A 21,549-nucleotide genomic window follows, 5' to 3' on the forward strand; every position below is an offset into this window, starting at 1 on the left:
ACGTCGAGGACGAGGTCTCCAGTATTCTGATACGGCAATAACGACCACGCTTATGGTGAAGTACTGCCAGCGTGTTTTTACACTGTAGCTCTGCCTGATTTTCTCGATTATCAAGAATTGTTCAGTGAGTCCGACATCAACAGAGCTGTGGCTTTTTAATATTACGTTGTGATCTTCAAGACGAGCCAGCTTTTTCTTTAATTCACGAATTTCAATTTGTTTAGGTGTCATCGGAGAAGCCTTTGGCGAAGTGCCTTGCAGTTCACCCTTTAGCTGGTGCATCCACTTATCCATCGTGTATTTACCGACATTCATCGCCTTGGCTGCTTCCGCTACTGAGTATCTTTGGTCTAGAACTAGCAGTGCAGCTTCTAGTTTAAACTCGGGGCTAAATGTTCTTCTGCTACGTTTTGTCATGTTGTCACAGAGCTGGAACTTGCCGTTGTTATTGTGACTCACGACTTGGCGTTGTGCGTTTGCTTGCTCATCGACTGATGGTAATGAAACAAAGTCATGTAGTGGATACAGGCTCAACCGATCAGGTACTCCACGCCCGAACGTCGATTGGCCAGTATTTTCAGCAATGAGTGCCCATGACGCTCAGCTGGTTGGCTCGGGGATCACCACGGTATTGGATGCTGTTGCCCTTGGTGTCTACCGTGAGGGGGGGCGCCGTCAGGAAAACTTGGATCATCTTATCGATACGGTCATTGCAAGCCAAAAATGCGGAGTGAACCGAGCTGAGCATTTATTGCATCTGCGTTGTGAAGTCCCTCATGAAACCACGGTTGGTATGTTTGAGCGTTATGCGAATGTGTCTGATGTTCATTTGGTTTCCTTGTTTGATCACGCGCCAGGTCAGTGCCAGTTTGTTGATGTACAAAAATACCGTGATTAATACCAAGGAAAATACAAGTTCTCTGACGAGCAGATGTTCGCCTTTGAGAAAGAGCAGGTAGCACGCTCTCAGCAATGGTCTGCGGCGAACCGTGCTGAAATAACCCGCCAGTGTCGGGAGCGAAATATCCCATGGCATGGGCTTGAAGGTCATGATGGGCGCGCCGAACGTTGTTTGTGGCGGTTCGCATTCAGGCAATGTGGCAGCACATGAATTCGCAAGCTTAGGCGTATTGGATATTCTGTCATCAGACTATTACCCGAGAAGCCTGCTTGATGCGCTGTTCCAGCTGGCAGATGATGAGCGAAATGATTTGGATTTGCCGCAGGCCACCAAGCTGGCAATAGTGGACCCAGCAGAGGCACTTCAGCTCAATGATCGCGGCGTGATAGCAGAGGGCAAACGTGCAGATATACTTCTTGCACACCATTTGCATGATCACACTTATGTTACTCGTGTTTGGCGTCAGGGCAAGCAGGTATTTTAATTAATACAGTGAGCCAAAGAAATAAACGCAAGGAGATCTGCGTTGAATAAACAAGGTACCTTATTCTATGTAATGGGTGCGTCCGGGGCAGGTAAAGACAGCCTGCTTCAGGCGATTCGTACGCTTTACCCGAAACAGCTGCTGGTGGCACATCGTTATATCACCCGCTCATCGCAAGCGGGCGGCGAAAATCATATTGAATTATCAATCGAAGAGTTTACCCAACGACAACAACAAGGCTTGTTTGCTATGAGCTGGCAGGCCAATGGCTTTTACTATGCGTTGGGTAAAGAAGTCGAGCTTTGGCTTTCTCTGGGTTTAGATGTAGTCGTCAATGGCTCTCGAGCCTATTTAGAGCAAGCCATGATGGATTTTGGCCACCGTGTTGTACCTATCATTGTCGATGTCAGTGCTGAAGTGTTGGAAGCTCGGCTCTACGCTAGAGGGCGTGAGACTCCCGAGCAAATCGTCGATAGGCTGGCGAGGGCTGAGTACTATCGTGGACAATGCCCTAACAGCGGTTTTGTCTTGGATAATAGTGGATCACTGCAACAAACTATCGAGCAATTTGCTAAAGAGTATCGGCAATACCAAGACTCATTGCAACAGCTTAGCTGTTATTCAATGTCGCGGGACGAGGATATATTGCAATGAAGTTCACGGTAAATTGAACAGGTAATGCCCGGTTGTTGCCGGTCTATGGCTGCCAGTGCATTGCTTGTGAGCGGGCGAGAGAAAACCCTGTTTATTCTCTTGGGAAAACATCCGCGTATATCAGCGACCAAGGCTGGAATTTGTTGATAGATGCCAATGCCGAGGACTTGCTGAGACGTTTTCCTGCCGGCAGTATTGACAGTATTGTACTGACCCACTACCACATGGATCATGTGCAATCCCTGTTTGATCTGCGCTGGGGGTTGAACTTATCTATTCCTGTATTTGGCCCCGACGATCCTGTCGGTTGTGATGATCTTTTTAAACATCCCGGAATATTGGACTTCAAAGCAGCAAGGCAGCCATTTGAGCATTTCTATTGGCGAGATATCCGTATTACTCCAGTTCCCCTGATTCACTCAAAGCCTTGCTTGGGCTATGTATTCGAATATCGGGGAAAGCGTATCGCATACCTCACTGACACCGTGGATTTACCAGAAAAAGTCAAACAATGGTTCGAAGGCAACCTGATGTGATACTCGCAAAATCACTCAAAGAAGAATGCCTTCCTAAGAGGATGGGCTTGATCCATATTGGCCATGACCTTGAAAGCTGGGCAATGGCAAACCCACAAGCCTTTGATGACGACTTCTTTCTCGTGTCCGATGGACAGGAAATTAACCTTTGAGCCAATAATGATGAGTCAAAAACGATGAACCAACCTCTCTCCAATCTAGTCCTCTGAGCCAAGCATTGCTGGAACAAACAAGCTGCTAGGGCCTTCCTCGAAGGTTTGGGGTTGTTAGCGTAGTTACTTTCAGGGCTAAAGAACGGTACCATGGCACGGCTCTCTAGCAGTCTGAATCAATAAATTCCACCTGATATGAGTCGGTACCTTTTGCATCGGTATAAATGACCCTGCATTGGTAGTTTAACACTCCATTCTTAGGGAAGGATATGTGGGCTGTCAAACCGCCATTGTCATTACTCTTGTTGGTGACATAGAGCTTCGCGTCGATATCGAATGCCCTGCGGACGTTATCGATATGACCTGAGGGGTAGCCGTTGCAGATATAGATATCTTCGAGGAAAAAAGAGTCTTTCTTATTTTCTAGTGCTTTGCTGAGTTCCTCACTGCTATCTGGATAGCATTTTGACAGTGCGCCACCGATTTCGGCTTTTGTATGAACGAGCTCAGACATGGTGTGAATGTTTGCCGCGATAGATTGAAGTGTCGCACGGCGAGAGTCTTGTTGAATGTTGAGCATCTTGACCGCAGCAGTGAGGGCCAGAAGTCCGACTAAAACAATAACGGTAACGAGTCTAATCATAATAAGTTTTTGAGCTGTTGAGAGAATAGTTAATTATTTTGAATGCTGTTTTTTAACGGTGTTGATTGTAGGGGTAATTTTTTGCTTGTGCAACTGATGAATGCGTGGATAGCAAGATATCACACAGGTCTATGGCTTAGGGGGAGGTTTGAGAGGTGGATACAAAAATGCCAAAAGTAGTTAGCTTTTGGCATTGAAGATTTCTTGGCGTTGAACGACTTGAATTAGAAATGCAGCTGGATGACGGATTCAGCGACACAGCCAGGGCGTCGTATACCCTCAATTTGTACCGTTAGCTCTTGGACGATTTCCAGTCCTCGCTTAATTGGTGTTACAGATTGAATTTTAGTCGTTGCACGAATACGGTTTTCTGATTTCACCGGATATGGGAAGCGAATTTTGTTGAAACCCATATTGACGGTCATTTTAGCCGTTGGGAACTTTTGGTTCTCAGGGTCAACACTGTCTGTAAGAACAGAAAGTAGTGACAGCGTCAGGAAGCCGTGTGCAATAGTCGTCTTAAATGGAGACTCTTCAGCAGCACGTTCTGGGTTAGTGTGAATCCACTGGTGATCTTCAGTCACATCAGCAAATTGGTTAATACGACCCTGATCAACAGTCATCCATTCACCAGTATGGATGACTTCACCAAGGGTAGCAGTGAGCTCTTTGTACAAGGCTTCTGCTTCAGGCTTCATTTCAATAGCTGGTGTTTTAGCAACAGCTTCAGGTGCGATATTTTCCACAACAGTTTTTTCTATCTTGGTTTTACTCGGTTGCTCGACAACATCATCATTAGATGCAGACTGTTTGTGCGTAACAAGGGCACCCAGCTGTGTTTTGTTTGCTCGGTTAACAAAATCAAGCCAGTGCTCACGTAAAGATGGTGAGAGTAAGTCTTTTAGTTCAAAGGCATGTAGTGATAGGCCATCACGTTTTTGCTTAAAATAATCGACAACTTTCATGACTTGATACCTTATTATTTAAAACTGCCTGAAGCCGAATCAAGGCGAAGTATTGTAATGGGAAATAAAATTATTGAAAGAAAAAAATGTGTCCCACATCTCGATTTTCTTACTGGGCTGTCTTTAACTAACTGAATATTAAGTAATGTTATAAGCTGTTAGTTTAGTGTAAAAATACTAACTTAACTCGCGTATGATATTCGGTTGTTAGAAAAATAGCCATTGCCTTCGATTCAAGCGTACACATGTAAGTTATTTCAGCGTACATGTGTAACTATATTTCAGCGTACAAGTGTATATATCTATAATTGACAAGAGCATAAAAATACACTGTATAAAACGCATTAAAACCAGATTCATCTTAGAGTAAATTAAACAGAATTGCTCTAAAAAATAGCAATATTTTATGCATGGTGAAATTATTCATATGTTGGAATTGCTAACTTGTTAATAATGTCACTTCACTGAAACTCATTCTCAATTGAGAGAAATATGCCCTATCTGCGATACGTCTACGCTTATAGCCAGATGTTGTAATCCAAGTAGCATGAAGCTAGTTGGATATGAACGTCTCAATGATTAGAACAAACCGAATGCCTTGGCGTGTTTGGGTAAATATCATTTTGGCTAGGTAGTAAAATTGATGAAAAGTTATCGGACAATGGGGCTGGCAGTGTGGCTGCTGGCTTCAGTCCCTGTTGTTGGTGCTGAACATGACGACATGGCACTTAAACTTGATCAATATGTCAAAAACGCCGTAAAGAAGGGGATTCCTGGCGCCTCATTAGCCGTCGTCATTAATGGCGATATCAGGTTATTACGTGGCTATGGTGTGACAAAAAAAGGCAGTAAAGAGAAGATTGATTCAGCAACAGTCTTTCCGTTAGCGTCGATTTCAAAGACATTTGCCTCTGCGGCTGTGTCGATTCTTGTCGACCAGGGGGTGATTGAATGGGATACCCATGTCGTCCCGTACCTCGACAACATCACGTTCAGTGATCCAATGCTTGGTAAGGATGTGACATTGCGCCACTTACTGTCCCATACTACTGGCTTGGTACCGCAAGCCTACTCGGACCTGATTGAAGATAATGTCAAATACTCCCGTATTCTCAATATACTCGACAGGGTGAAGTTTGTATGTGAGCCGGGGAAATGCTACGGCTACCAAAATGTCGTCTATAACCTTACAGCAGATATGCTGGCATTGGCAGTGGGAGTCGACTATTCCGCCTTTGTGCAAGAGAACATCTTTGTGCCGCTTGAAATGGATCATGCATCATATGGTATGGAGGGCTTCACTGAATCAGAAAACCGTGTCACTCCCCATGTGAAGGTCAAAGCGGGGTTTGCCCCTGTGAAGCCTGCCTCATACTACTATCGCTTACCGGCAGCGGCAGGGGTAAATGCAAGTGCACAAGACCTGGCCAAGTGGATGTTGGCCCAATTGGGCCACAATCCAAGTGTATTGCGCCCGCCACTGCTTGAGATCATGCACAAGCCACATATACGTGCTAATCAGTATCGTTACCGAGCCAAGCTAAGCAATGTTTATTACGGGCTGGGTTGGCGAACATTTGACTACAAAGGGATCTCAGGTTTCGTTCACCATGGTGGTTGGATCAAAGGGATCCGTACAGAGATGTTGTTCAATCGGCATACACAGACCGGGATGGTGTTTTTAACCAATTGCGAAACCGATGTTGCGAGAGATATTGTGCTTTATTTCCTTAAGCTGTATCGTGAGCGATTCGAGCAACAGAAGAGCTAAATGTACTATACATGTGATTATCTGAGAGGAATAAACATGGCTAAGAAAAGAAAGACGCCATCCGTCATTGGCTTGGATGGTATGGATGCAAACGCAGCGAAAGCGGTAGATACCGATTTTGGTCGAGGTACCATCAAAGACAATGCGCTAAAAGCTGTCGTAACCAGTCAATTGTTCAAAACACGAGTTGTAAAAGCGAAAAAAGGCAAGGGGAGTTTCAAGCGCAAGGGTAAGCATGCAGGACGAGAGTCCTATTCAATGGCGGCGTGATTTCGTCATCATTGGATAGGACTTTCTTCCTTTTAAGTTAACTAAGCAAAGCACCTCACAATTTTTCAATATGTTAGCTTTAGCCGCAACATGGCTAGGTTAGCGATTCGAAGACCCACGTATATTAGGCTGCTAGGCCGGCAGCTCCTCTGACTGATTTCAAGTGTTTTCCGCCTATAAGGCGCGATCCATCACATGATGTATAACATGCCGTCATCAATGTCATGGTTTGTTAAGACCTATTCACAAATTGATACCTGTTTTCTTAAAATTGAGCGATTTTTGACTTGTTTGATTTTTGTTCAGCCTGCATCATGTATACCCTGTAACAAGTTGGCGTGGTCGCTAAGTGGCTTATGTTTAAGGGTTTTACTTGTGGCTATGTTAAAAAAGTGACAGTTTGATGCTGGCTAGGTCTTTGAGTTATCAGCTGTTTGAATGCAAACGCACTATTGGGTTAGGACTTTTTTGTCACAGGCCTTGTAGTCATGAATCAAGAAAACAGAATAGACAGATGAAAAAGCAGATTACAACCAAGAGACGTAATACATGCCGAACCAAGAGAATTCTCGGCGTAAGTAGTGGGGTAATAGTTGGCGGGCTTCTTTTCGTCGGAAATGTGCAATCAGCTGACAAGTGGGAAGAGGTTGAGAATGTGCATAATGGGCGGGCTCCCTTGTGCCATCATATCGAGACTGGCGCACTTAAATTCTGCTCTGATATCCAGCAAGAACATGAGGAGCCATAAAGTTAGCCCAAGACTCTTATAGGTTGTGTGAATTAACGGAGGAGTACGTGTTAGTGCTCCTTTTCGTTATCTAAACCACAAGACGCTGTCATGATGTAACGAAGCTACACTATAGATGGGTACACAAAGCTTCGTTGATACTATGAAAAAATTAATCCTTGGCTTGGCGGGTCTTTTCGTATTTTTCATTATTTTCCGACAGTTCGATAGCGAAGAAAGCCTTGTCTCTAGGCAAGTAAAGGGCTTGGCACCGGCGGAACCTAATTACCTGCTGGAAGTTGATGGGCACATAAGCCGGAGTCCGAGACCAGAAGAAACGTTTGCCTTTCCCATCAAAGTGGGAGAGATAGGTCCGGTCAACTCACTCTATTCAGGTCCCAATCAATACCCTTTTTTCTGTATGACGGTCGATTCTGGACTTGGACAACCTGTTGTTGATAACCAGGATGGATATGGCGTTCCTGTTTATGACCCCGTTAATGGGGTTAAACTGATGGGTTACTCTAAAGATTGTGCTATTAAAACCCAGTTATCCTATGTGGTGGTGGGCGAAAACAATGTCTTAGTGAGTAGGAGTGAGCTGGAACTCAGGCAGGATCCTCCCAGTAAAGGTGAGCTCTTGGTCCGGGTCGAAAAAGGAACGATTAACCGGTATATCTATACTATTGCGATGCCTATCGGTATTGACGAAGTGGGAAAACAGGACAGCGCTGAGGTATGGAACCAAAGGTTAATCTACCGGTTCGAAGGTGGCTCAGGCTTAGGATTTCGCCAAGGTAAAATGAAGCTCAACCGGCTGATTGATAAAGAGCTGTCCCAACTGAGGAAGGGGTATGCCGTTGTAGCGTCCAGTGGCAATAAGACCAGTTATGGCTACAACATGCTACTGGCTGAAGATACGGCTAGAAGGGTGAAGGCGCAGTTCGTCAGTTTGTTCGGAGAGCCCATATACACCATAGGGATCGGTGGTTCGGGCGGGGGGCTTGCCCAGTACCTGATTGCCCAAAATAGTGAAGGGATTCTCGATGGCCTGCTTCCTTTGTATTCGTACCCGGACATGGTCAGTGTTTCGATATACGCCTTAGATTGTGATTTGCTCAATACTTATTTTAGCTTTAGAGCCAGTGACAGGGACAGGTGGCAGGATTGGCAGTCTCGCCAGCATATTGAAGGGTTGAGGGCCATCAACGAGGCTGAGCAAAGGTTTGGCTGGCTTCAGCCGTTGAATCAGTTAGTCCGGTTTAAAATGCCACAGTTCCCGCAAGGTAATAGCGAATGTATAAATGGCTTTTTTGGTCTAAGCAGCTATCTCAATAACCCAAGGCAGGGTTTCCTGAAACCGTATTACCACGAGTCAGTGGTTGATAAGGTCAATTGGAATTACTGGCAAGATCTTGTCCACATTTACGGCAAGGATGAACATGGTTTTGCCCAATCGACATGGGATAACGTGGGTGTGCAGTATGGGCTTCAAGCGCTGCGCGAAAAGGTGATTTCCATTGATGAATTCATTGAGATCAACCAGAGAATAGGGGCTTGGAAACCGTTTAACGACATGGAATCCGAGAGAAAACTGAGCCTAAGTGCAAGTATTCCACCGTTATGGCTCTCTCTGTGGGGGGAGCACAATGTAACGGAAGACAAAAGAGCGCCGGCTAAGCGGCGATCCGCCCCCCTGTCGGCCATCGAAAGAGCGTATCAATACGGCCAAGTCTTCATTGGTGACGTCAGCTTGCCGATCATTGATATACGCCATCACCTCGAAGATGATCTGAATATGCACCATACTTCCGCCTCTTTTTCGACGCGGTTGCGGATCCTGGATGAAATGGGGCATGCCGACAATCACGTGATATGGATTTCCGACAAGCAGTATAATCCCGTTGAGCAGGCCTATACCCTGATGGATCAATGGTTAATGGCGATTAAAGCGATGCCCGAGTCGATGAGCTATTCCGCGAAGGTAAAAGAGTCGAAACCCCAGCTAGCCGTTGATACGTGTTTCAGTGCCGAAGGAGCTATTCATGCCTCTGGCAAAAGGGTATTTGATGGACAGTGGAATGCTCAGGCAAATGGCCCATGCACCGATTCGTACCCCATCTATAGCAATAGCCGTATACAGGCAGGAGCGCCATGGAAAGGCAGTATCTTCAAGTGCCATACTATTGCTGTCGAAGCCGCGATAGCTAAAGGGATGTATGGCGACGTTGATGCTACAGCTAGATTGAGCGAGCTACAAAAAACTTTCCCCGATGGCGTCTGTGATTATTCCTTGGGCGACAAGGGACGGCCTGTATCAATAGACCGAAATAACGCAGGTTAGTTTCTTACCGGGTACCTGCAGGCAGGATGGGTATCTACCAATTACAGGCTAGTCGATGGTCGCTATAGCTGTTGCAAACGAATAGCTTGATGAAGCCCACACTTAACAGTGCGGGCTTATCCTATTTATAAAAAATGACTTTTAATTAGGCGCGGTATTGTGTGATATTGCCAACGTTTAATGTAGGACCTGTATATCCCAGAGGCTTGAAATTAAGTGGGTATATTTACTCTAGGAGGAATAATGGAGTTTTCCCTTCGATCGGCAACAGAGTCAGACATCGGCTTTTTGCTTGCGCTAAGAGACAAAACAATGCGGTATTACCTTGAGGAAGTGGGTATGCCGACCTGTCGTGAGGAGTATGAAAAGCGTATCCGTTACCAGTTTGACCATGCAAAGATAGTTGAAATGGCAGGTAAGCCAGTTGGTTTATTTAAAGCGGCCTACAATTCAGAGCTGAATCACTGGTCTTTAGTTCAAATACAAATTGCACCAGAGTATCAAGGGATGAACATTGGCAGTCGGCTTATTCGGCAGTTGATTGAACAGGCAAAAGGTGCAGGCGCGACTGTGGGGCTGAGTGTTATAAAGACGAATCCAGCACAAGACCTCTATTCGCGTCTTGGCTTCAAGGTTGTAAGTTCATCTGGATCCGAACTTATGATGGAGTGGCATAGCTAATATCGGTAACAAACAGTAGCCTAAATAGGCTTCATCTTGAAAAGTGGATAAAATGAAAAACAAAATAGTCAAACTTGGATTTATCGCAGCCGCCGCAATGAATATTGGTGGTGTTTTATTCTTTTCTCGCCTTTTTACTAATACAGCAATAAATGAGGCAGATCCTGTTGTTATGTCGAACTTTGGTTTGCTGATGATTGTTGTCTGGGGACTGGCTTATCTCGGCGCTGCATTTATCAAGTCTAATATCAGATGGCTGGCCGCTGTTTTTGCCGTAGAAAAACTGGTTTACGTGGTGGCTTGGCTGGCATGGTTTTTTCAAAATAGCCTATCAAATGTTTATAACGCCGATATGTTTGCGGGTGTTTTCTTTAGTATCTATGGCTTGAATGATTTGATATTTATGCTGTTCTTTATCTGGGTTTTTAAGTCCCAGAGCAAATTGGCAAAGTCTACGATCTGATCACCCATTTATGGGACCGGCAGTTTATTACTCATCACTGGGTATCAATGGATTTTCGGCTCTTTTTTTGAACTTGGCGGCATGGTAAGACAGCAAGCGTTTGGCCAATATCCCGAGTTGCATACTGACCTTATTGTTGAAAAATCTAATTAGGGCTTTGAGTTAAATTGTTGCATCAACAATGCATCCAGCGCTTGAGTGCCAACCACGCATTGTCTACAATGACGCACTTTTTACTATTATCAGGTCAAAAACATGAGCGACTCTAAACCAGCACTGCCAGATCATCTAGCATGTAATCCACGTAGCCCATTTCACGTGGCAGAGTGCTTTGAACACCAAATCGGTATTCGCCTAAACGGCAAAGAGCGTACGGATGTTGAAGAGTACTGCATCAGTGAAGGTTGGGTTAAAATCCCTTCGCCAAAAGCCTTGGATCGTCGCGGTCAGCCAATTCTGATCACCCTTAAAGGTACGGTTGAAGCCTATTATGTGTAAGTAGCAAACTGCTACTGGTCATATAATCTTCACATAGAGCCTAACTCCAGAGCGGTAGTTCGCATGGGCTCTATGTGTTGTATCTGTAAATCCCTCCAGCAAGTTCTCACATCGCCCCAAAATCAGCATTTTGCAACTACGTTATTGGCTAAAAAATTGCCTGGTTATTGATAAGCTAAAATTATTGCTCTCTGTAGCAGTTGATAATTGATGGCTTGTCAATTTACGCTGTCTTTTGACCAATAAAAACACCGCCATAAGGCGGTGTTTGGAATTTAAAGACAGGTTCGGTATAAGGTTTACTGAACGACTTCGCCGCTTTCGATTACGGTTTTACGCACTTTATCAGCAAACGCTAGGGCTTCGTTACGAATCTTGTCTTCGTCAACGGTCGTCATGGTGCGGTCTTTCATCAAAATCTGACCGTCAACAATGGTGTGCTTCACATTTGCTGCGTAAGCAGAGTAAACCAGTGCAGAGTATGGGTTGTAGACAGGCACCATATTAGGCGCTTTGGTATCAATTACGATGATATCGGCTAGTTTGCCGACTTCCAGCGAACCGATAGTGTCTTCCATGTGAAGGGCACGGGCGGCACCGATAGTGGCCATCTCAACGACTTTCATTGGAGGCATCGCAGCGCGATCTTTGTTGACGAGTTTATGAACTTTGGCTACCTGGTTGAATTCGTCTAGGGTAGAAATAGTGTTTCCGGACATCGGGCCATCAGTACCCAGACCGATGCGTAATCCGTCGTCAAACATCTTAAGGGCCGGGGAGACGCCTTTTGCTGACTTGATGTTGGCACTCATGTTGTGGGCAATCCCCACATCATGTTTTTTCAGGAGTTCAATATCGCTATCGCTGACGTTGATAACATGGGCACCAACAAGGTTCGGGGTAAGGGCACCGATATCGGCCATGTATTCAACCGGCGACATGCCGCCGCTGCGCTCGGCAATGACCTGATCTTCGCGATCAGACTCCGCTAGGTGGATCAATACCGGGACATCGTATTTCTTCGATAGTTCGGTGATCTTTTGTAGGGTTTCTGTGGTGTTGGTATATGGCGCATGCGGCGCAAACGCCGGTGTGATACGCGGGTGGTCTTTATATTCTTCGATGAAGTTAACTGCGTACTTGATGCCTTCTTCCGCGTTTGCGGCATCGGCTACTGGGAATTTAATCACCGTTTCGCCCAAGATAGCGCGCATACCGATTTCATCGACAGTTTTCGCGACTTCATCTTCGAAGTAGTACATGTCCGCATAGGTCGTGACACCACCTTTTAGCATCTCAACGTTACCCAGCTGAGCGCCGATACGAACCATATCACGTGTTACAAGTTTACTTTCCAGCGGGAAGATATAGCGGTGGAGGCGATCTGGCACATCATCGGCTAGCGAGCGGAATACCGTCATGGAAACGTGTGTGTGGGTGTTGATAAGACCCGGCATCACGATATCACCGTCGGCGTCGATCACTTTCTTCGCTTCAAACTCTTTGAGGTCACTGCCGTCAGTGACTGCGACGATTTTGTTTTCTTTAACCGCAACAAGACCTTTTTCATAAACGTTCTTATCTTCGTCCATGGTGAGGACGGTGGCGTTTTTGATCAGCAGGTCGACATTTTCCGCGGCCATAGCGGTCGCGCTAGCAAGAGAAGCTGCAGCAAGGGAAACCGCTACAAGAGTTTTTTTGAACATGATTATCACCAGACAGCAATGAAATTGCGCTGATAATACCTAATAGCAAATTATTGAAAATCAGTAATACAGACTCCGCTTACAATCTGTGAGCATGGTCACTATACGGCATAGCGGTTAGCGACAAAGTGAACAATAAAGCAGCGAAATAGCGGGGCGAAACGATTGCGTCGCCCCGATTAGGGAAAGTTATTATGGCTTCAGGCTTTGCCTACGGAGTGCATAGAACATCCATATGGTCAGTACACTGCTACACAGAGGTAGGGCAATCCAAACCCCGTTAACCCCCAATAATTTGGCTAAGCCAAATATGAAGAGGCTGATTAGGATCAGCTTCCCCCCAGACAGCATAGAAGCTTCGCGGGCCCGGTTAATCGACTGGAAATAGGTTGCACCTACCAGCAGCATGCCTTCCATAGGTAAGCCCCAGAAATAGTGCTGGATACCATTGATTGCAACAGGGTGAAGGGCAGGGTTGTCACCGGCAAAGAGGTATACCAGTAAATCTGGTTGGCTATAGATGAAAACGACCCCCACGAGTGCAAACCCAAGCGTTGTGGCGAAGGCCAGATTTCTCACCGCAATAACGCGATCATGCCTACCTGCCCCTGTGTTGTAACTGGTGATTGGTTGGATCCCCAACGCAATTCCCTCAAAAACAAGGTAAAAGAAAGCTTCGGTGTAGCTAATAATGCCGTATGCGGCAACGTGGATCGGTTTGCCGACCCAAAGTAAGGCTTTGTTGTGTAGGGTCAACACGACAGATAAATAGAGGTACATCAGAAAGCTGGAAAAACCCAGCTGGCAAATCTGGCCGACGTCGTGCCACCGCAACCGGAGGGTTTGCCAGGAGATCCGGAGCTGGCTTCTGTCTGAGAAAAAATGCTGCAGGCAAAGTAGGGCGGTTGCTAGCTGCGAAAGCATAGTGGCAATTGCTGCCCCGGTTAGCTCCCATGGGATCACAACAATGAACAGCCAGTCCAGCACAACATTCAGCACACCGCCGAGGATCATGATCAAGGTGACACGGTTCGGTTGCCCGTCATTGCGCAGCAGGGCAGAGAAAGCCATCGAAATGATAGGAAAGGCACCAAGGCTGAAATACCAGAACAGGTAGTCCGAGGCCATCTGTAAGATTTCGCCTTCTGCACCAAGCCAGCGTAGCATAGCTTCGCCATATACAACACCTAGGGTACAGGTGAGCAGTGATATCACAATACATAATGAGAGGGCATTGCCGACGATGTTCCTTGCTTGCTGTTCGTTGCCTTCACCCAACTTTATCGATACCAGAGCTGACGCCCCCATGCCGACCATGGCCCCGAGTGCGTAGAGGACCGAACCGATTGGGTATCCGAGCATAATACCGGCGAGGCCACTCTCGCCAATGAAATGACCGATAAACATGCCATCAATGGCGACATAGACCCCGGTAACCAACATGGCTGCAATTGTCGGTATGGTGTATCGTAAAAAAAGGCGCCCTAGCGTGTCTTCTTTGAGAGAAAGGTGTGATGCTTCAGACATAATCAATTACTTATGCAAAGGAATGAAGGCACTCAATAAGAGGTATCTATGGACTATCTTATTGTTCGTTTCGCGTTTAAGCGGGTGGTGAATATGATACTCGCCATGGGATATCTGATGTTCATCACGTAAATGCTCTGCCACATTGCCAGTGCAGCCCAACAGTTTTATCCCTTCTTTCGCGTATTCATCGGTGCTATCCGGAAGACGGCCAAGCCACCAGGCTGGAATTTCTTTACTGGCCTTACTGCGATCGAACCAATGATCGGCAACCACGACAACATAGGTTGGTTGGCCCTTGAACAGGGTCGACTTCACGTTTGCAATGGTATTCACCAGCCCCTGGCGGCATGCTTTGTTGGCACTGAGTAAGCGGTGAGCGACAACAACGATTACAAAACTGGCGGACTCGATAACAAAGACAGGCTGAGAGACTTGTTCATCGTTTTTGTGCTGTGAAAAGTGAACATCAAGCGCTGCCTGTTCGAGAGTTGCCATGATCCGTCGGCACAGCGCTTTGCCGAGATGGTTTTCACGCATGCCGCGGTTGTGCACAGTAGGGTAATGCTGTGCGCACAGTTTGGAGCAGTCTTGTTGAAACTGCTCGATGCTGGTTGAAAGAAAGTCAGATATAAGTTGCTCAGAAAACAAGGATGCCCCACTAGCTCACTGCGAAGACTGGAGTGGGATACCTTTTTCTCCAGTCTTAAGGTCCGGTACGGACGTAGATTACTATATCGTATCAGAAAATGGGCGGACAGCACCTAGTAACAGCAATTTACTTAGGATAAAACAGTGACTTATTTAACACGGATTGGTGTAAATCGCGCAGCAAACCCTTTTGCAAACCTGTTATAGCGAAGGGCCAGTAAACCCAGCGTCACGAAAATGTACATTATTGGCTCGAATAAGCCTGACTTTACCGACCAGATATAATGTATCGGTATGAGTATTGCGGCAACGTACACCCAGTTATGCAGTTTTTGCCAGCGCTTGCCCATAAGTCGCTGAATGCCCTGAGGTGAGGTCACGGCCAATGCAAAGAGAATCGCCCAGCTTACCGCCCCCAGAGTGAGATAGGGCCTGCTAACAATCTCGTTGACGACAAGGGACCAACTGAAATTCAAATCAAGTGCCACATATCCGCCGAGGTGAAGTGCGGCCCAGAAAAAGCAATAAAGTCCCAACGGGCGGCGTACACGCACCAGCATACCGGCTTTCAATAGCTTGGCGACGGGTGATATAGCCAGGGTGAGCAGTAGGGTATTTAGCGCAGCCTTACCGGTAAAATGGCTGATCCCCTGAACAGGATCTGCGCCCAACCCACCACTTAGTGTCAGGTACACCAATTGGCCGATGAAGAACAGCGAAACACTATGGATGAACACCTTTAGCCAAAAAACGTGGCGCGGCGACATCTTCCAGCGCCAATTCGTTGTTATTTGCAATGGCATTTTGCTCTCCTGAACAAATATCAATGAGTTGAATTAAACTCAATAGTACTCAGTAATTACGTTTTAGATCTAAGCCCTGGTATAGCGAGGCAACCTGTGCCTCATAGCCGTTGAACATCTTGGTCGGTTGCCTGCGGCTACTGAAGATACTGCCTTCGCCGATGAAACGTTCACTAGCCTGGCTCCAACGAGGATGGTCGACTCGTGGGTTCACATTGGCATAGAAGCCGTACTCATTGGGTGCGAGAAGGTTCCATGTTGTTGGGGGTTGGTTGTCAGTCAAGGTGATTCTGACGACGGACTTGATGCTTTTGAAGCCGTATTTCCACGGTACGACGAGCCTTATCGGGGCACCGTTCTGCGGTGCCAGAGTTTTGCCGTATAGGCCGACAGACATGAGTGTCAATGGGTGCATGGCTTCATCTAACCTCAGCCCTTCTACATAGGGGTAATCGATACCGCCACCCAGACGTCTTGATGCTTGTCCTGGCATTTGTTTGGGATCGTACAGGGTTTCGAAAGCAACATACTTGGCGTTACTGAGCGGCCCTGCCTTCCTGAGTAGTGAGGCGAGTGGAAAACCCAGCCAAGGAATGTTCATCGACCAGGCCTCCACACATCGAAGACGGTAGATACGCTCCTCAATAGGGAATGACTTGAAGATATCTTCATAGCCTAAAGTGATCGGGTTGCTGACAAGGCCGCCAATTTCTATATTCCAAGGGTTGGTTTTGAAGTTCTGGGCCCTTGCAGCAGGATCCGATTTATCGGTGCCAAATTCATAGAAATTGTTGTATTGCAGTACTTTGTCTTCGGGGGTCAGAGACAAGGCTCGGTTCGAGTAAGGTGATGACTCTGAGGTTAATACTCGTCTTTTATCAACAGGTTTATCTTTTTTGCCAAAGCTATCAAACAAGCCGGCTTGAGCGGTTTGAGCAAGGGGCAACCCCGCAACCGTAATACCCAATGCTTTTAAAATGGTGCGTCTTTGTTTGTAGATAGTCTCAGGTGTCGCTTCATTTTCATTCAGAGATAGCTGAGACGGTTTCTTGATAAGCATTGAATATTCCTTTATCAAAGATGATGTTAAACAAGTAGACCTCGCTATCAGCTAATAAATTTCACGCTAAGGTCGGATTTCGTTGGAAATTCAGATTAAAGCAGGTAAGGTCGGCGTCTTGCGCAACTGTACCGAGATATTCAGTTCGTAACATGTAACAAGAATAGGAAAAATGGAGCCAATATGGCGGCGACCAATGCGTTTAGTGCCAACCTTGAATTACAGCATATCTACCTAGAAGCCTACAGCGAGCGCTATCATTCGCTGAGCCAGTATTTTGAGGCTTATTACTGCTACCGTCATAACCTAGTGACCCGCCAGGGTAAGCCTGACTGGCAGCAGATTTTTTGTTTTGCCAAACCGTCTAAAAAAGCGCGAGCCTGCCAATCACGCAAAGAAACGGTCCGTGAAATGGTGTTACCGTTGCCGGTGCTGACGGGGAAGTTAAAAGCTTTGGTGCGTGATGATGAACTGAGTGTTGAAGCGATTGGTTCCTTGCTCGATGAACACCTTGAATACGTGATCCTGTCACGTTGCGAATGGCAAAAATTGATCCGACTAGGTCTTGAGCATCAGGTGCCTCGGTCTTTTTTTCAACCGAATAACCCAGCATACCAAGATGCGATGAGCAGATTTAATTTGGCAGAGATCGAGTTTTGAGCAATTTGTTGCTAACCTTCAGTTTTTATTTAGAGTCGATATTCTAAACTGTCTGAAACACATGGAGTTTTAGACAAGATGATCATTGAAGGAACCGTTGGAACTAAATCGGCGTTAGTCGTTGAAGGTGGGGCAATGCGTGGGATTTTTGCCGCGGGTGTACTGGACCATTTCCTCGATATCGACCATCGACCATATGATTTTTGTCTCGGCGTATCTGCTGGCTCAACAAATTTAGCTGCTTGGCTGGCCAATCAACCGGGTCGTTCGCATCGAGTTATCACCGACTACTCTTGCCGCAAGCAATTTATCGATTTGAGCCGTTTTATTCGGGGTGGACATTGGCTTGATATTGATTGGCTATGGGAGGTAACGATAGATGAAATCCCTATTGATGGCTGGGAGCTAGAACAGCAGTCGATCCCGTTGTATGTCGTAACTACCAATGTTGATAATGGCGAGCCTCATTATATCCAGGCCACTGAGCAAAACTTGAATCAGCTGTTAAAGGCCTCCTGTGCCGTGCCGTTGGCTTACCGAAACTATCCGCAAATGGATGGCTACGAGATGACTGATGGAGGTGTGGCAGACTCCATCCCGGTGATCAAAGCCTACGAAATGGGCGCGCGCGATATCACGGTTGTGCTTTCTCGTCCTCAGGGTTACCGGAAAAAAGCGCCGAGCAGTGCTTGGCTAGTCAGAAAGCTGCTTCGTAATAAACCCGGTTTGGCGCAGGCAATGTTGAAGCGAGCAGATAGCTATAATCGCGCGATTGACTTTATCTATAATCCACCTGAAGACTGTAACATTCGGATCATCACCCCACCAGATAGCTTTGAAGTGGGGCGGGTAACTACCGATAACCGCAAATTACAGCGCGGTTATGAACAGGGCGTTGCGGCAGCCAAGGCGATGTTAGCAAGCTAAACTCCATAGGTGATGATCACTGCAGGGTATAGCGAGCATGATGAAAACACAGCAATTGGGTTTCTCGGGCAGCTGTTATTGGTGCATGGAAGCTGTATTTCAATCGCTTGAAGGTGTGATATCGGCAGAGCAGGGCTGGATGAATGCACTCAATGATACAGAGTGTTATGAAGCCGTGCTGGTGGAGTACGATCCACTCAAAATAACAGTAGATACATTAGTGGGGGTACATCTTCATACTCACCATTGCACTTCCGAACATGCGCTTCGTAGCCGATATCCTTCTGTTGTTTATGCTTTCACAGAGCCTCAAAGATTGAGGGCAATGGAGGCGTTAAATCTGCATCAAGCTGACTTTGGCGATCCGTTGCTAACACGGGTACAAGGAGCAGGTACCTTTATTTCCTGTGAGGATGAAAAGCAGAACTACTTTTTTTCCCACCCAAATCGTCCTTTCTGTGAAGGGCAGATCATGCCTAAGCTACAAATTCTGCTGGCCCGTTATAGTACTCATGTCAGTGCAGGAAAAAGGCGTTTGATTGAACAGTTCCAGGAGCAGAGCACTACAATGAAAAAAGGCGGATCTGATGATCCGCCAAAATGAGCTAGTGAGTTATGGTTGTTTTATTCAGGCTGCGCCGATGTTAGCGACAACTACGAGTTAAAATGTCATAAAATATTTCCTTCCGGTTTGATTTTTGCAGCCAAGCATCATCTAGGTTTTTACCTCCTCTAATCACTGTGCAGTGAGATTGAATAGAGTATTAATTTATATGATTGGTATGATCTTTAATGCTCTGGCTAAGTTAGGCTAGTTATTGGATGAAACCATGATCTTGTTTTAGCTTTACGCTGAGGAAGATGGGTTACAAAAAAGCGCTCGTAGTGGTAAGCTGTAAAATACAATTTGACAAATTCCAGCAAGGAATATCAATATTGATAACTCACTTTTTAATGCTAACTGGTAATAATGCTAGCTAATAAATGTTAACTGAAAAATATTACTGCTTATTGGTATTCTAACGAAAGTTACAGGTTCTAGTATCTCAATTCTTTGTTATCTAGCAAGTCGAAGAAATTTCAAAAAAATAAACATTTAAAAATTATCATTAATGACTGTAAATATTAGCTTTTGCAACACAGATTGGCTTGAATTTACCTTATTTTGTTATTTTAATCTGAGTGCGTGTAATCTTAAATGAACTGTAATAGAACATAAGTAGCAAACAAGTTTGACATTTTGTTACAGATGGTGAAATAATCTTGATTGTTTTTTTAATCATAAAATTGGTTTTGGGGCCACACTCAAGGGCGGTAGCGTGTATAAGAGAATACGACATCAGGTGGATAATGATAATTTCAATACATATGCCTTCATATATTTGCTATTGGTATTTAGAATCCATATAAATCTCAAGAGTACTAGTTGTAGCACGAAATGGTTGTATGTGAATTTCACTTAGAGTTGAGTTTGATACTCGTACTATAAAGTACGGATTTATTAAGCTAACTATTATTTATTAAGTGAAGAATCAATTTGATAGAATTAAATAACACTGTTATAAGCGGTGCTCTTGCATCAAAATCTTCAACTCAAACTATAGAAATACATTGTGAAGTAGAGCATATCTTGGGGGAGCAAAGTATGGGGTTTTGCCATCATGATTATCAAATGATGTACTAATTCTGAAGTGGATTCTACTTCTATCACTCTCAACAGAAATATCAATGCACACTGTATCTAACCTACTGTGATAAAGCGATTATTGAATTTTATTAATATGTTTTAGGGCTTTAAAGTTATGACAAAATCAATTGTTTTTTTAGTTGGTATCTTTTTCTCTTTAACCGTTAATTCCGCCTCACTAGATAACTCACAACTTATGATTATTGATTCTATTGAGTCAAGATATAGTGGCGCTCATGCTGTTTTTGGATCAGGTTCTATTCCAGACCAAGGGTGTACCTATAAAGATAGAGGCATTATTGTTGATACAGATATCGGGAGTAATACAATGGTATCAGTCACATTAAGTGCTGCCATTTCAGCCACACCAGTCATAATACAGGTTTCTGGCTGCACAATGATCTCTCCTGGCCATGGTACTGAAACGGCGCCCAAAATAACTAAGGTTCAGTTGAATTTAAAATAAATTGAATCTTATCTAGAGTGAATTAAATAAACGAGGGATGTTATATGAGGTCATTATTAATAATGTTATTTATATTATATTTTCAAAGCCATGATAAAGCTGACAATGATAATTATACGTGTTAAACATGTTGGTGCACATGCAAATAAGGGATATATTTATGTTTAAGTTGATAAGTTTCCTAAAAACTATCAGTGTAGTAGACAGCTAAAAGAGTTTGTTTGGGAAATACATAACCCAGTTACAAACAATACTACGTCAATTGCTCTAGCTGCGCAGGCTTATAATAAAACATTTCTAATCCGTCATGATACTGGTGACTGTGTTGGGTGTTACCCAATAGTCTCATGGGCCGCTATCTTGGATTGAGATTAACTTTTAACATATATGTGAAGTAAAATGGAAAAAATATTAATATTGCTGATTATTGTCTCATCGTATGCCTACTCATGGGATAATGGTGGCGTGAATACATACATTAATAATGTTACTGTACTGCAAGATGGTGAGTTTTATGTCGATGTTACCGATGATATTTGTGGTGAGGCGAGTAACAAACGTGTAGGTTATGTTTTCAAAAATGCCACTCCTAACAGTATTAATCAGTCGGAGGCTGGCGTTTCTATGTTGTTATCAACAGCTCTTACAGCACAAACAACTCAGAGCCCAGTAAGGATTTATGCTGATAATGGGAATGGTGCGTGGGCTTGTAAAATGGGGGCAATTAAAATAATGAAATAAACTTATTATAATATATTTGTTTTTATATTTGAAGTTGTCATTTAAAATGATGATTGAAGTTTTAGCTAATTACCTTAAAGAAAGAGATTTTATGAGTATCAAAAAGCTATTTATTACAATACTGTTTTTATTATCATTTAACACGTATTCAGAAACCATAGATAATGATAACTATTATAAAATTAGGCATATCTACTCATGGAGTAACGGCAGCGTTCATGTATGGTTAGAG

21 protein-coding genes and 2 pseudogenes are annotated in these 21,549 nt (G+C 44.8%); 15 read left to right on the plus strand and 8 right to left on the minus strand.

Features of this window, described 5'->3' with window-relative positions:
- Nucleotides 1-6: 6 nt before the first annotated feature.
- A pseudogene (locus C9J03_RS00855) lies at nt 7-417 on the minus strand (transposase); the annotation flags it as partial.
- A 112-nt stretch (nt 418-529) separates the two neighbouring features.
- On the opposite strand from C9J03_RS00855, the pseudogene C9J03_RS00860 reads away from it, so the two are divergent.
- From C9J03_RS00860 to C9J03_RS26975, 4 genes and pseudogenes are all read left to right on the plus strand, one after another.
- Nucleotides 530-1,385: pseudogene (locus C9J03_RS00860) on the plus strand (alpha-D-ribose 1-methylphosphonate 5-triphosphate diphosphatase); the annotation flags it as partial.
- 42 nt (nt 1,386-1,427) lie between these two features.
- The gene (phnN, locus tag C9J03_RS00865; RefSeq protein WP_276329419.1) at nt 1,428-2,039 is read left to right on the plus strand and encodes a ribose 1,5-bisphosphokinase; all 612 of its coding nucleotides are present in this window, start codon (nt 1,428-1,430) and stop codon (nt 2,037-2,039) included.
- A 32-nt stretch (nt 2,040-2,071) separates the two neighbouring features.
- Complete coding sequence (locus C9J03_RS00870; RefSeq protein ID WP_052829602.1) at nt 2,072-2,575, plus strand: MBL fold metallo-hydrolase; 504 nt, start codon at nt 2,072-2,074, stop codon at nt 2,573-2,575.
- Entirely contained in the window at nt 2,572-2,727 is a 156-nt protein-coding gene (locus C9J03_RS26975) for a hypothetical protein (RefSeq protein ID WP_231580628.1), read from the plus strand. The genes C9J03_RS00870 and C9J03_RS26975 overlap by 4 nt, the downstream gene beginning before the upstream one ends.
- 163 nt (nt 2,728-2,890) lie before the next feature.
- Here the strand turns inward: C9J03_RS26975 and C9J03_RS00875 are convergent, their stop codons facing one another.
- Both C9J03_RS00875 and C9J03_RS00880 read right to left on the minus strand, forming a co-directional pair.
- Nucleotides 2,891-3,370 carry a type II secretion system protein gene (locus C9J03_RS00875; protein WP_044620970.1) on the minus strand — a complete coding sequence of 160 codons (480 nt, stop codon included), beginning with the start codon at nt 3,368-3,370 and terminating at the stop codon, nt 2,891-2,893.
- 224 nt (nt 3,371-3,594) lie between these two features.
- Entirely contained in the window at nt 3,595-4,335 is a 741-nt protein-coding gene (locus C9J03_RS00880; RefSeq protein WP_044620971.1) for a MaoC family dehydratase, read from the minus strand.
- Nucleotides 4,336-4,978: 643 nt separating this feature from the next.
- Between C9J03_RS00880 and C9J03_RS00885 the strand changes: the two genes are divergently transcribed.
- The 6 genes from C9J03_RS00885 to C9J03_RS00920 all read left to right on the plus strand — a co-directional run bounded on the left by C9J03_RS00885 (nt 4,979) and on the right by C9J03_RS00920 (nt 11,089).
- Nucleotides 4,979-6,106, plus strand: a complete 1,128-nt coding sequence (locus tag C9J03_RS00885; protein WP_052829603.1) for a serine hydrolase domain-containing protein — start codon at nt 4,979-4,981, stop codon at nt 6,104-6,106.
- A gap of 81 nt (nt 6,107-6,187) precedes the next feature.
- A complete protein-coding gene (locus C9J03_RS00890) occupies nt 6,188-6,376 on the plus strand; it encodes an alternative ribosome-rescue factor A (RefSeq protein ID WP_044621878.1) in 189 nt (62 codons plus the stop codon).
- Between the two features lie 890 nt (nt 6,377-7,266).
- Nucleotides 7,267-9,447 (plus strand): DUF6351 family protein, encoded by a 2,181-nt coding sequence (locus tag C9J03_RS00900; protein ID WP_052829692.1) that lies wholly within the window; start codon nt 7,267-7,269, stop codon nt 9,445-9,447.
- A gap of 243 nt (nt 9,448-9,690) precedes the next feature.
- On the plus strand, nt 9,691-10,128 hold the full coding sequence (locus tag C9J03_RS00905) for a GNAT family N-acetyltransferase (protein ID WP_044620973.1): 438 nt from the start codon (nt 9,691-9,693) through the stop codon (nt 10,126-10,128).
- 52 nt (nt 10,129-10,180) lie between these two features.
- Complete coding sequence (locus C9J03_RS00910; protein ID WP_044620974.1) at nt 10,181-10,591, plus strand: hypothetical protein; 411 nt, start codon at nt 10,181-10,183, stop codon at nt 10,589-10,591.
- 255 nt (nt 10,592-10,846) lie between these two features.
- Nucleotides 10,847-11,089, plus strand: coding sequence for a DUF3297 family protein (locus C9J03_RS00920; protein WP_039469403.1), 243 nt, complete (start codon nt 10,847-10,849; stop codon nt 11,087-11,089).
- A 299-nt stretch (nt 11,090-11,388) separates the two neighbouring features.
- Here the strand turns inward: C9J03_RS00920 and C9J03_RS00925 are convergent, their stop codons facing one another.
- The 5 genes from C9J03_RS00925 to msrP all read right to left on the minus strand — a co-directional run bounded on the left by C9J03_RS00925 (nt 11,389) and on the right by msrP (nt 16,836).
- Nucleotides 11,389-12,798 carry an amidohydrolase gene (locus tag C9J03_RS00925; RefSeq protein ID WP_197078579.1) on the minus strand — a complete coding sequence of 470 codons (1,410 nt, stop codon included), beginning with the start codon at nt 12,796-12,798 and terminating at the stop codon, nt 11,389-11,391.
- A gap of 189 nt (nt 12,799-12,987) precedes the next feature.
- Nucleotides 12,988-14,322: an MATE family efflux transporter gene (locus C9J03_RS00930; protein WP_044620976.1), complete on the minus strand. Its 1,335-nt coding sequence runs from the start codon at nt 14,320-14,322 to the stop codon at nt 12,988-12,990.
- A 6-nt stretch (nt 14,323-14,328) separates the two neighbouring features.
- A complete protein-coding gene (locus tag C9J03_RS00935) occupies nt 14,329-14,973 on the minus strand; it encodes a hypothetical protein (RefSeq protein WP_044620977.1) in 645 nt (214 codons plus the stop codon).
- 149 nt (nt 14,974-15,122) lie between these two features.
- Entirely contained in the window at nt 15,123-15,776 is a 654-nt protein-coding gene (gene msrQ, locus C9J03_RS00940) for a protein-methionine-sulfoxide reductase heme-binding subunit MsrQ (RefSeq protein WP_044620978.1), read from the minus strand.
- Between the two features lie 49 nt (nt 15,777-15,825).
- A complete protein-coding gene (msrP, locus tag C9J03_RS00945; RefSeq protein WP_044620979.1) occupies nt 15,826-16,836 on the minus strand; it encodes a protein-methionine-sulfoxide reductase catalytic subunit MsrP in 1,011 nt (336 codons plus the stop codon).
- 183 nt (nt 16,837-17,019) lie between these two features.
- Between msrP and C9J03_RS00950 the strand changes: the two genes are divergently transcribed.
- The 5 genes from C9J03_RS00950 (at nt 17,020) to C9J03_RS00965 (ending at nt 21,317) form a co-directional block, all read left to right on the plus strand.
- Nucleotides 17,020-17,496, plus strand: coding sequence for a hypothetical protein (locus C9J03_RS00950; RefSeq protein WP_039469391.1), 477 nt, complete (start codon nt 17,020-17,022; stop codon nt 17,494-17,496).
- Between the two features lie 78 nt (nt 17,497-17,574).
- Nucleotides 17,575-18,423 carry a patatin-like phospholipase family protein gene (locus C9J03_RS00955; RefSeq protein WP_039469389.1) on the plus strand — a complete coding sequence of 283 codons (849 nt, stop codon included), beginning with the start codon at nt 17,575-17,577 and terminating at the stop codon, nt 18,421-18,423.
- A 37-nt stretch (nt 18,424-18,460) separates the two neighbouring features.
- Nucleotides 18,461-19,027 (plus strand): peptide-methionine (S)-S-oxide reductase, encoded by a 567-nt coding sequence (locus tag C9J03_RS00960; protein ID WP_052829604.1) that lies wholly within the window; start codon nt 18,461-18,463, stop codon nt 19,025-19,027.
- A gap of 1,198 nt (nt 19,028-20,225) precedes the next feature.
- The gene (locus C9J03_RS26430; protein ID WP_146149050.1) at nt 20,226-20,576 is read left to right on the plus strand and encodes a hypothetical protein; all 351 of its coding nucleotides are present in this window, start codon (nt 20,226-20,228) and stop codon (nt 20,574-20,576) included.
- Nucleotides 20,577-20,975: 399 nt separating this feature from the next.
- Nucleotides 20,976-21,317 (plus strand): hypothetical protein, encoded by a 342-nt coding sequence (locus C9J03_RS00965; protein ID WP_044620980.1) that lies wholly within the window; start codon nt 20,976-20,978, stop codon nt 21,315-21,317.
- The last annotated feature ends 232 nt before the right edge of the window (nt 21,318-21,549 follow it).

The sequence above is a fragment of the Photobacterium gaetbulicola genome (assembly GCF_003025515.1).
Lineage (GTDB): Bacteria > Pseudomonadota > Gammaproteobacteria > Enterobacterales > Vibrionaceae > Photobacterium > Photobacterium gaetbulicola.

What these genes read in the sequence shown, in the direction of transcription:
- C9J03_RS00875 (WP_044620970.1), bottom strand. Translation starts at nt 3,370, where the DNA reads ATGATTAGACTCGTTACCGTTATTGTTTTAGTCGGACTTCTGGCCCTC.
- C9J03_RS00880 (WP_044620971.1), bottom strand. Translation starts at nt 4,335, where the DNA reads ATGAAAGTTGTCGATTATTTTAAGCAAAAACGTGATGGCCTATCACTA.
- C9J03_RS00885 (WP_052829603.1), top strand. Translation starts at nt 4,979, where the DNA reads ATGAAAAGTTATCGGACAATGGGGCTGGCAGTGTGGCTGCTGGCTTCA.
- C9J03_RS00890 (WP_044621878.1), top strand. Translation starts at nt 6,188, where the DNA reads ATGGATGCAAACGCAGCGAAAGCGGTAGATACCGATTTTGGTCGAGGT.
- C9J03_RS00900 (WP_052829692.1), top strand. Translation starts at nt 7,267, where the DNA reads ATGAAAAAATTAATCCTTGGCTTGGCGGGTCTTTTCGTATTTTTCATT.
- C9J03_RS00905 (WP_044620973.1), top strand. Translation starts at nt 9,691, where the DNA reads ATGGAGTTTTCCCTTCGATCGGCAACAGAGTCAGACATCGGCTTTTTG.
- C9J03_RS00910 (WP_044620974.1), top strand. Translation starts at nt 10,181, where the DNA reads ATGAAAAACAAAATAGTCAAACTTGGATTTATCGCAGCCGCCGCAATG.
- C9J03_RS00920 (WP_039469403.1), top strand. Translation starts at nt 10,847, where the DNA reads ATGAGCGACTCTAAACCAGCACTGCCAGATCATCTAGCATGTAATCCA.
- C9J03_RS00930 (WP_044620976.1), bottom strand. Translation starts at nt 14,322, where the DNA reads ATGTCTGAAGCATCACACCTTTCTCTCAAAGAAGACACGCTAGGGCGC.
- msrQ (WP_044620978.1), bottom strand. Translation starts at nt 15,776, where the DNA reads ATGCCATTGCAAATAACAACGAATTGGCGCTGGAAGATGTCGCCGCGC.
- msrP (WP_044620979.1), bottom strand. Translation starts at nt 16,836, where the DNA reads ATGCTTATCAAGAAACCGTCTCAGCTATCTCTGAATGAAAATGAAGCG.
- C9J03_RS00950 (WP_039469391.1), top strand. Translation starts at nt 17,020, where the DNA reads ATGGCGGCGACCAATGCGTTTAGTGCCAACCTTGAATTACAGCATATC.
- C9J03_RS00955 (WP_039469389.1), top strand. Translation starts at nt 17,575, where the DNA reads ATGATCATTGAAGGAACCGTTGGAACTAAATCGGCGTTAGTCGTTGAA.
- C9J03_RS00960 (WP_052829604.1), top strand. Translation starts at nt 18,461, where the DNA reads ATGATGAAAACACAGCAATTGGGTTTCTCGGGCAGCTGTTATTGGTGC.
- C9J03_RS26430 (WP_146149050.1), top strand. Translation starts at nt 20,226, where the DNA reads ATGACAAAATCAATTGTTTTTTTAGTTGGTATCTTTTTCTCTTTAACC.
- C9J03_RS00965 (WP_044620980.1), top strand. Translation starts at nt 20,976, where the DNA reads ATGGAAAAAATATTAATATTGCTGATTATTGTCTCATCGTATGCCTAC.